Source organism: Streptomyces sp. col6, assembly GCF_008042035.1.
In the GTDB taxonomy this organism is placed as follows: domain Bacteria; phylum Actinomycetota; class Actinomycetes; order Streptomycetales; family Streptomycetaceae; genus Streptomyces.
Map to the genome: position 1 here is coordinate 1 of NZ_RDBL01000052.1, position 3495 is coordinate 3495.

Here is a 3495-nt window from a genome sequence, read left to right on the forward strand (position 1 = left end):
CATCCGCGCCCGGTGCTCCTGCGCGACGGCCGCGCGACCCAGCTCCCGGCGCCAGCCGGGGTGGGCCGGTGGTGGTCGCGGCGGTGCGTTGCGGTGGGTCCGGCCCGCTCAGGCCGCGGCGGCGAGCGGGCGGCTGTCGACCGAGTCCAGGAAGAGCACCACGGTGAGCAGCGCGCCGCTGGTCGCCGGGCAGATCGCGTACCGGGTCAGCTGCTCGTCCAGCTCGGACAGCAGGCGGCGGCCCTCGGGCATACCGGCGCCACCGGCGGCCAGCACCACGGCCGCGTCCTCCCGGAGCATCCGCAGCGCCAGGGGTCCCCTGTCGCGCAGCACCCGCTCGTCGTCCATGGCCGCCATCAGCGTCAGCAGCGCGTCGAGCTGGGCGGTCTCCTCGGGCACGCCCCGCGTCCGTGCCGCGCGGACGGCGGAGAGCGCCGCCTCGGCGTGGGTGAGCCCGTGCCACGTGGTACGGCCCGACAGCGGCCGGCCGCTGTCGCGGGCGCCCTCGGACGTTTCCAGTTCCTCGTCGAGGGCGAAGGCCGTCATACAGGCGTCCCGGGTGCCGTCGGCGCCCCGCGACCAGGCGGCCGTCAGCAGGCACAGCGCGCGGGCGGCCACATCGAAGCCGTGCAGGGACGCGGTGTGGGGCACCTGGTCCCGGGCGGCCCGGCAGGCGGCGGAGAGCCTGCCGATGTCCGTACCGGCGTCGGCGGCGGCACGCAGCGGGCCGTGGAGCCGGACGCCGGCGTCGACGAGCGAGGAGAACACCGAGTTGGCGGGGGTCTGCGCGGTGCGGCAGTCCGGCAGCCCCGGCTTGGGAGTGAGGAAGACCTCGCGGGTGAGGGCGGAGACCCCGAGGTCTGCCAGGCCGTCTGCGTCGATCCGGGGCAGGTGCTGGGAGGACATGCGTATCGCTTCCACTGGACGGTACGGGCGGACGGGCCCGGCGGCACGGCCGGGGCTTCCTGCGTGATGCCCGCTGCCGGAGGGCGAAACCGGGACCAATGTCCCTCCGGCGCGGGTACTCCGCCCTCGACCCGCCCGGGTCGCCCGGCCCCGTCAGGCCGTCGTCGACTCCAAATAGGCCCGCCAGCCGCCGTGCTCCGTGATGTCGGTGCCCCGGGCCGCGGAGTCCGGGTCGCACTGGAAGCCGAGGACCCACGTGCCCTCGGCCAGTTCCACCCGGCCCAGGGACATGGGCGCGGGCAGGGCGGCGAGGAAGCGCCCGAGGGCGGCGGGGGAGAGGGTCCACCGCTCGCCGCTGATGGGCGCGCCGTCCCTGGGGCCGACGCGGACGAGGCCCGGCTTGGGCGGGGTGGTCCCGAGCGCCGTGAGCCGGTAGGCGGCCGTGGTGGTGACCTCGCCGGCGTACCGGGCGCCGGAGTCGCTGAGCTGGTGGTTGAGCGGCTGCCCGGTCAGATGGGCGCCGAACACGGCGAGGTCCACACCCACGCCCGGCAGGGGCTGCGGCGCCTGCTCACCGGTGAACAGCGCGGCGATGTCGAGGGCCGGCTGATCTTCGAACGCACGGGTGACGACGCTGACGCCGAACGGGCTGCCGTCGGCCTCCCCGGCCGGGACGGCGACCGCCGCCATGTCCAGCAGGTTCACGAAGTTCGTGTAGGTGCCCAGCCGGGAGTTGACGGCCACCGGATCGGCCAGTACCTCCGCGATGTCCGGGTGCCCGGTCGTGGTGGGGAGGAGCAGCGCGTCGTACCCGGACAGAATCCGGATCGCGAGCGCCCGGTAGCGGTCCAGACGTTCCTGGTCGCCGGCCAGGGCATGAGCCGGCAGACCGGCGGCGCCGAGGATGATCCCGGCGACCGTGGGGTCCGCCGCCGACGGGTCTGTGGCGATGAACTCGCCGACCGCCGCGTAGCGCTCCGCGACCAGCGCGCCGTCGTAGAGCAGCCGGGCCGCCAGCAGCAGCGGTGACACATCGACGACGGCGGTCGTCGCACCGGCGGCCTCCAGCTGCTTGACGGCGGAGGCGAACGCGGCGCGGCCCCCCGGCGAGAGCGGGGCGAGGTCTTCGTCCCGGGGGACCGCGACCCGGGGCCGGGGCGGGGCCGCCAGGCGGACGCCGTCGGGCCAGACACGGCCGCGCGGGTCGCCGTCGTCCGGGCCCGCCATGACACCGATGGCCTGCTGGGCCTCGGTGAGGGTGCGGGCGAACACCGTGACCGCGTCGTAGGAGCGGGCGGCGGGAACCACCCCGGTCGTGGGGACCAGACCCAGGGTGGGCTTGATGCCGACGATGCCGTTGAGGGCGGCGGGAACGCGTCCGGAACCCGCCGTGTCCGTACCGAGCGCGATATCGGCGATGCCGAGGGCGACGGCGACCGCCGAACCGGAGCTGGAACCGCCGGAGATCTTCTCGGGGCGCAGGGCGTTGCGCACGGGGCCGTAGGGACTGCGGGTCCCCACCAGACCGGTGGCGAACTGGTCCAGGTTGGTCTTGCCCAGCACGACCGCGCCCGCGTCCAGCAGACGCCGCACGGCCGGCGCGTCCGTCTCCGGGATGTACGCGAAGGCGGGACACGCGGCCGTCGTGGGCAGCCCCGCCACGTCGATGTTGTCCTTCACCGCGACCAGGACGCCCGCCAGGGGCAGCGACTCCCCGGCGGCCAGCCGGGCGTCCAGGGCGGCGGCCTCCGCCCGGACGTCCGCCTCCGGGCGCAGGGTGATCCACACCTCCGGGCGGTCGGCAGCGGTGATGCGGTGGTAGGCGGCGGTGACGCGTGCGACGCAGCTCTGGGTCACGCTGCTTCCTCTCGTGCGACGACGGCCAGCGGGGTGCCGGCGTCGATCTGCTGTCCGGGGGTGACGAGGACGTCGGTGACGACTCCGTGGGCGGGAGCGCGCACGACGACCTCCATCTTCATGGCTTCCAGGACCAGAAGGGCCTGACCCGGCTCGACCCGGGTGCCGGGCCCCGCCTCGACCTTCCACACGGTGGAGCTCAGCGGGGCCTCGACCAGCCCCGAGCCCGGCGGGAGGGCGAGCGGGGCGACGGCCTCGGCCGCCGGCTCCGGTTCGGCGCGGTCGGCGAACTCGCCCGCCGCCTCCCACGCCCGGCGCTCCGTCTCGAAGGCAGCGGACTGGCGGGTGCGGAAGGCGGCGATGTCCTCCGCGTTCTCCCGCAGGAACGCCTCGTGCCGGGCCAGCGAGAAGACGCCCGGACGGATGTCCAGCGCGGTCCGCCCGGAGGCGAGATCGGCCCGGATGTCCAGGAGTTCGGCCGGATCGACCGGATGCCAGATGATCCGGTCGAAGAACCGCAGCAGCCAGGGCGTGCCGTCGGCGAAGGACCGCGGCGGGCGCAGACCGCCCCACACGGGAACCGTCCGGCCGATGAGCTGGTAGCCGCCGGGGCTCTCCATCCCGTAGATGCACAGGTACGAGCCGCCGATGCCCACCCCGGCCTCCGCCGTCCACGTACGGGCCGGGTTGTACTTGGTGGTCACCAGGCGGTGGCGGGGGTCGAGCGGGGTG

General features: G+C 75.3%; 3 protein-coding genes. All 3 read right to left on the reverse strand.

Going from position 1 to position 3495, the window contains the following annotated elements; all coding sequences use genetic code 11:
* Window positions 1-108 precede the first annotated feature (108 nt).
* Window positions 109-906: a triphosphoribosyl-dephospho-CoA synthase gene (locus tag EAO73_RS35115; RefSeq protein WP_147975586.1), complete on the reverse strand. Its 798-nt coding sequence runs from the start codon at window positions 904-906 to the stop codon at window positions 109-111.
* A 153-nt stretch (window positions 907-1059) separates the two neighbouring features.
* Window positions 1060-2763 (reverse strand): allophanate hydrolase, encoded by a 1704-nt coding sequence (gene atzF, locus EAO73_RS35120; protein ID WP_147975587.1) that lies wholly within the window; start codon window positions 2761-2763, stop codon window positions 1060-1062.
* On the reverse strand, window positions 2760-3495 hold a 736-nt coding region (locus tag EAO73_RS35125; RefSeq protein ID WP_147975588.1), incomplete at its 5' end, for a biotin/lipoyl-containing protein. The genes EAO73_RS35125 and atzF, both read right to left, overlap by 4 nt.

Excerpts from the sequence above, each read along its gene's own strand:
- EAO73_RS35115 (WP_147975586.1), bottom strand. The coding sequence starts at position 906 with ATGTCCTCCCAGCACCTGCCCCGGATCGACGCAGACGGCCTGGCAGAC.